Below are 4583 nucleotides of genomic sequence, written 5' to 3' on the forward strand. Positions count from 1 at the left end.
CCCCCTGGCGCGCCCGGCATCATCCGCATGGAGGTCGGCCAGCCCGGCACCGGGGCGCCGCGCGGCGCGCGGGACGCGGCGATCGCCGCGCTCTCGGCCGGCGCGCCGATGGGCTACACGGAAGCCTTCGGGCTGCGCAGCCTGCGCGCGCGCATCGCGCGGCACTACGCCGAACGCTATGGCGCCGCCGTGGCGGAATCGCGGATCGCGGTGACGGTCGGCGCCTCCGGCGCCTTCCCGCTCGCCTTCCTCGCCGCCTTCGACCGCGGCGACCGGGTGGCGATGGCGGCGCCCTTCTACCCGCCCTATGCGAACATCCTGACCGCGCTCGGCATGGAGCCGGTGCTGCTGCCCTGCGACGCGGCCACGCGCTTCCAGCCGACGATCGCCATGCTGGAGCGGCTCGACCCGCGCCCGGCGGGGCTAATCGTCGCCAGCCCCTGCAACCCGGCCGGGACCATGCTGGCGCCGGAGGAACTCGCGGCGATCGCGCGCTGGTGCCACGCGAACGAGGTGCGGCTGATCAGCGACGAGATCTACCACGGGCTGACCTGGGGCACGGTGGCCGAGAGCACGGCGGCGGCCTTCAGCGACAGCGCGGTGGTGGTGAATTCCTTCTCGAAATACTGGTCCATGACGGGCTGGCGCATCGGCTGGCTGCTGCTGCCCGAGGACCTGGTCCGCCCGGTGGAATGCCTCGCGCAGAACATGTTCATCAGCGCGCCCCATGTCGCGCAAGTGGCCGCCGAGGCCGCGATGGACTGCACGGATGAGCTGGAGGCGAACAAGGCCGCCTATGCCGCGAGCCGTGCGGCGCTGCTCGAGGGCCTGCCGCGCGCGGGGATCGACCGGATCGCGGCGGCCGATGGCGCCTTCTACCTGTGGTGCGATGTCGGGCACCTGACCAACGACAGCGCCGCCTTCTGCGCGGAGATGCTGGAGAAAGCGGGGATCGCCGCGACCACGGGCCTCGACTTCGACCGCGAGCGCGGCGCGCGCTTCCTCCGCTTCTCCTATTGCGGGCCGGCGGCGGAGATGGCGGCGGCGCCAGCGCGGCTTTCGGCTTGGCTCGGGCGCTGAGGCGCCGCTACAGCCCCCACAGCGCGTTGCTGTCCGCCGGCGCCTCCTCGCGCCGCTCGTCCCGGCCATAGTCGCGCAGCACGGCGGCGACGCGCAGGCGGTAGCCGGCGAACATCCCGTCCCGCCCGGCGCGCTGCGCGCCGCGATGACCGCCATGGCAGCGCCAGGCGCGCACGGACTCCTCGTCCTCCCAGAAGGAGAGGGAGAGCAGCTTCCCCGGCGTGGTGATGCTGCGGAAGCGCTCGACAGAGACGAAGCCGGGCTGCTTCTGCAATTCCGCCCGCATGGTGGCGGCCATGGCGAGGTAGTCCTCCTCCCGCCCCTCGGCCGGCTGCACCTCGAAGATCACAGCGATCATGCGAACCCCTCCCCTGCCCCGCGCCGTGTCGCATGGCGGCGCGGCCATCGCTTCGCGGGGCGCCGAAGCGTCCCGCCGCAGCCCGGTGTAGCATCGCGCCATGACCGACCCCACCGCCCCCGGCCCGCTCGCCGCCACCGCCGCGCTGATGGCCGACCCGGCGCGGGCGCGCATGCTCGCCGCGCTGATGGGCGGAGAGGCGCTGACGGCCGGTGAACTGGCGCGCGTGGCGGGTGTCACGGCGGCGACTGCAAGCGGGCATCTGGCGCGCATGGCCGATGGCGGGCTGCTGCTGGTCCATGCGCAGGGACGGCATCGCTATGTCCGGCTGGCGTCCGAGGAAGTGGCTGCGGCGATCGAGACGTTGGGCGGCCTCGCCGCGCGCATCGCCGCCCCGCCGCGCCCGTGGAAGCATGGGGAGGCGGCGCGCGCGGCGCGGCTGTGCTGGAACCATCTGGCCGGTCGCATCGGCGTCGCGCTGCATGCGCGGCTGACCGGGGCGGGGTGGCTGGTGCCCGTGCCGGGCGGGTGGGACGCGACGACGGAAGGGCGCGCGCGGCTGGCGGCCACCGGCGTCGATCTCGACGCGGCCGCCCGCGCCCCGCGCGTCGCCACGCATCGTTGTGTCGCACGCGCCTGCATCGCGCGTGATTGCATGGACTGGTCCGAACGCCGCCCGCATCTCGCCGGTGGCCTGGCGCGGGAGATCGCGACGGGCTGGATCGGCCGCGGCTGGCTGCGGCGCCTGCCGGCGGAAGGCGATGGCGACATCCTCGCGCGCCGGCGGCTCGCGCTCACGCCCGAAGGGGCGCGCGCGCTGCGCGACGGGCTGGGGCTCGACCTGTCCGCATGAGCGCGGCCATGGCGCTGATGGCGGCGCTTGCCGCCATGACCGGGCTGTCGCAGTTCCATCGCGCATCGCTCGGCGTGGTCGCACCCGAGTTGTCCGCCGATCTCGCGCTGAGCCCAGCGGTGCTGGGCGCGGCGAACGGGATGTTCTTCGCCGCGCTGCTGGTGGCGCAGGTGCCGGTGGGCATCGCGCTCGATCGCGCGGGGCCGCGCAGGACGGTGGCGGCGCTGACGGGCCTCGCCGTGCTGGGGGCCGCGGCGCAGGCCTTCGCGACGGATGGGGCGATGCTGCTCGCCGCGCGGTTCCTGCTCGGGCTCGGCTGCGGGGCGTCCTTCATGGCCGCGGTCGTGCTCTGCGCGCGCTGGCACAAGGGCAGCGAGATGACGCTCGCCTTGTCGCGCGTCTTCGCGCTGTCGCAGATGGGGATCCTGGTCGCGGGCGCGCCGCTCGCGGCGGTGGCGGGGCTGGTCGGCTGGCGGGGGGCGCTGGGGGCTTCCGCGCTGCTGACCGCCGCCTGCCTGGTGCTGTGGTGGCGCTGGGTGCGGGACGATCCGCCGGACCGGCCAGCCCCGCCGCGCAAGCCCGAGACGTTGCGGGAGGCGCTGGCGGGCCAGGTCTCGATCTGGCGGCTGCCGGGCCTGCCGCGCGTGCTGTCGATGCATCTGGTCGCCTATGCCGCGGCGGCGACGGTGATCGGGCTCTGGGCCGGGCCGTATCTGGCGGATGTGCATGGGCTGGACGCGGCCGGGCGCGGCTGGGCGCTGGCGGCGATGGGGGTTGCGATGCCGGCGGGGTTGCTCGGCATCGGGCCGCTCGAGCGCGCGACGGGGCGGCGGCGGGCGATCGTGACGGCGGGGGCGGGGCTGGCGGCGCTGATGCTGGCGCTGCTCGCGCTGCTGCCAGGGTTGCCGCTGGCCGTGGCACTGCTGCTGCTGGTCCTGCTGGTGCTGTTTTCCGCCTATCCGGTGCTGGTGGTGGCGGAGGGTCGTGCGTTGTTCCCGGATCATCTGGTGGGCCGGGGCGCGACGACGGTGAACATGGCGCAGGTGCTGGGGTCTGCCTTGCTGCCCTTGATGGTGGGGGCCGTGGTCGGCCTGTTCCCGGAGGTGGGCGGCCTGCGCCCCGAAGCGGCCTATCGTGCCGGCTTCGGTGTCTTGTCCCTGGCGCTTCTTCTGGGTTTGGCGGGCTGGCTGCTGCTGCCCGCGGGTGACAAGGAAGGTTGAGGGGGGTCTGGGGGGAGAAGTTCCCTTCTCCCCCCGGCTTACGGCAGCAACACCCGCGCCTCGCTCCAAAGCCGCGCTGTCAGTTCCGCCGCGGGTTCCTCGGCCGCGAGTCGTGCCGCCTGTCCCGCCCACATCTGCATCGCGCGTGCGTCACCCGCCTTTTCCGCCGCCGTGCGCACGGGTGCGAAGAGTGCGCGCTGCACCGGATAGGGCGCCGGCGGCGGGCTTTCGCCGCGCACCACCTCGTTCGCGATACCGCGGCCGAGGCGGCCGGAGAAGATGCGCGTCAGCCGCGTGCCTTCCGGTTCGGCCTCGGCCAGCGCCGCCGCCCAGGCGGGATGCGTGCCCGCTTCCGGGCAGCGCAGGAAGCCGGTGCCGATCTGCACGGCGCTGGCGCCGAGGGTGAGGGCCGCGGCGATGCCGCGCGCATCGGCGATGCCGCCGGTGGCGATGACCGGCAGGTCGAGCGCATCGGCGAAGCGCGGGATCAGCGCGAGGCCGCCGGTCAGTTGCGATTCCGCGCTGGCATGGTCGAAGGCGCCCCGATGCCCGCCCGCTTCCGCGCCTTGGGCGACGATGGCGTCGGCGCCGGCGGCGGCGGCTTCGCGTGCTTCGGCGAGCGTGGTCGCGCAGGCGAACCAGGCGATGCCGCGCGCCTTGGCTTCAGCGACGACCCAGGGCGGGAAGACGCCCATGATGGAGGAGATGGCGCGCGGCCCGGCGTCCAGCATCGCGCGGCATTGCGCGTCGAAATCGGGCAGGAAGGGACCTTCGGGGATGGAAGGGCGCGGGCCGAAGCCGGCGAGGTGGTCGGCCATCGCCGCTTCGCGCGCCGCGTCGCGCGCGGGCGGCGGGTCCGGGATCCAGAGATTCGCCTGAAAGCCGCCGTTGGAACGCGCGCGGAAGTCGGCGGCCCAGGCGGCGATGCCCTCGGGCGTGGTGGAGAGCGCGCCGAGCGCGCCCATGCCGCCGCCATTGGCGACGGCGGCGGCGAGCGCGGGCGGCGAGGCCGCGGCCATCGGTGCCATCAGGATCGGCGCGGCGAGGCCGAAGCGCGCGCAGAAGGCGGCGG

General features: G+C 74.8%; 5 protein-coding genes. 3 read left to right on the forward strand and 2 right to left on the reverse strand.

What is annotated here, in order from left to right:
• The coding region (locus HW577_RS21135) for a pyridoxal phosphate-dependent aminotransferase (protein WP_198378098.1) at positions 1-1080 on the forward strand (1080 nt) is incomplete at its 5' end.
• 7 nt (positions 1081-1087) lie between these two features.
• On the opposite strand, the gene HW577_RS21140 is transcribed toward HW577_RS21135, so the two are convergent.
• Positions 1088-1438 carry an antibiotic biosynthesis monooxygenase family protein gene (locus HW577_RS21140; protein WP_198378099.1) on the reverse strand — a complete coding sequence of 117 codons (351 nt, stop codon included), beginning with the start codon at positions 1436-1438 and terminating at the stop codon, positions 1088-1090.
• 100 nt (positions 1439-1538) lie between these two features.
• Here HW577_RS21140 and HW577_RS21145 point away from each other — a divergent pair, with 100 nt between their 5' ends.
• Positions 1539-2291: an ArsR/SmtB family transcription factor gene (locus HW577_RS21145; protein WP_198378100.1), complete on the forward strand. Its 753-nt coding sequence runs from the start codon at positions 1539-1541 to the stop codon at positions 2289-2291.
• Positions 2288-3511: an MFS transporter gene (locus HW577_RS21150; protein WP_198378101.1), complete on the forward strand. Its 1224-nt coding sequence runs from the start codon at positions 2288-2290 to the stop codon at positions 3509-3511. The genes HW577_RS21145 and HW577_RS21150 overlap by 4 nt, the downstream gene beginning before the upstream one ends.
• Positions 3512-3549: 38 nt before the next feature.
• Here the strand turns inward: HW577_RS21150 and HW577_RS21155 are convergent.
• On the reverse strand, positions 3550-4583 hold a 1034-nt coding region (locus HW577_RS21155; RefSeq protein WP_198378102.1), incomplete at its 5' end, for an NAD(P)H-dependent flavin oxidoreductase.

Source organism: Neoroseomonas rubea (assembly GCF_016106015.1).
GTDB lineage: Bacteria > Pseudomonadota > Alphaproteobacteria > Acetobacterales > Acetobacteraceae > Neoroseomonas > Neoroseomonas rubea.

Bases quoted from the DNA above. Each gene is read 5' to 3' on its own strand.
- HW577_RS21140 (WP_198378099.1), bottom strand. From the start codon at position 1,438: ATGATCGCTGTGATCTTCGAGGTGCAGCCGGCCGAGGGGCGGGAGGAG.
- HW577_RS21150 (WP_198378101.1), top strand. From the start codon at position 2,288: ATGAGCGCGGCCATGGCGCTGATGGCGGCGCTTGCCGCCATGACCGGG.
- HW577_RS21145 (WP_198378100.1), top strand. From the start codon at position 1,539: ATGACCGACCCCACCGCCCCCGGCCCGCTCGCCGCCACCGCCGCGCTG.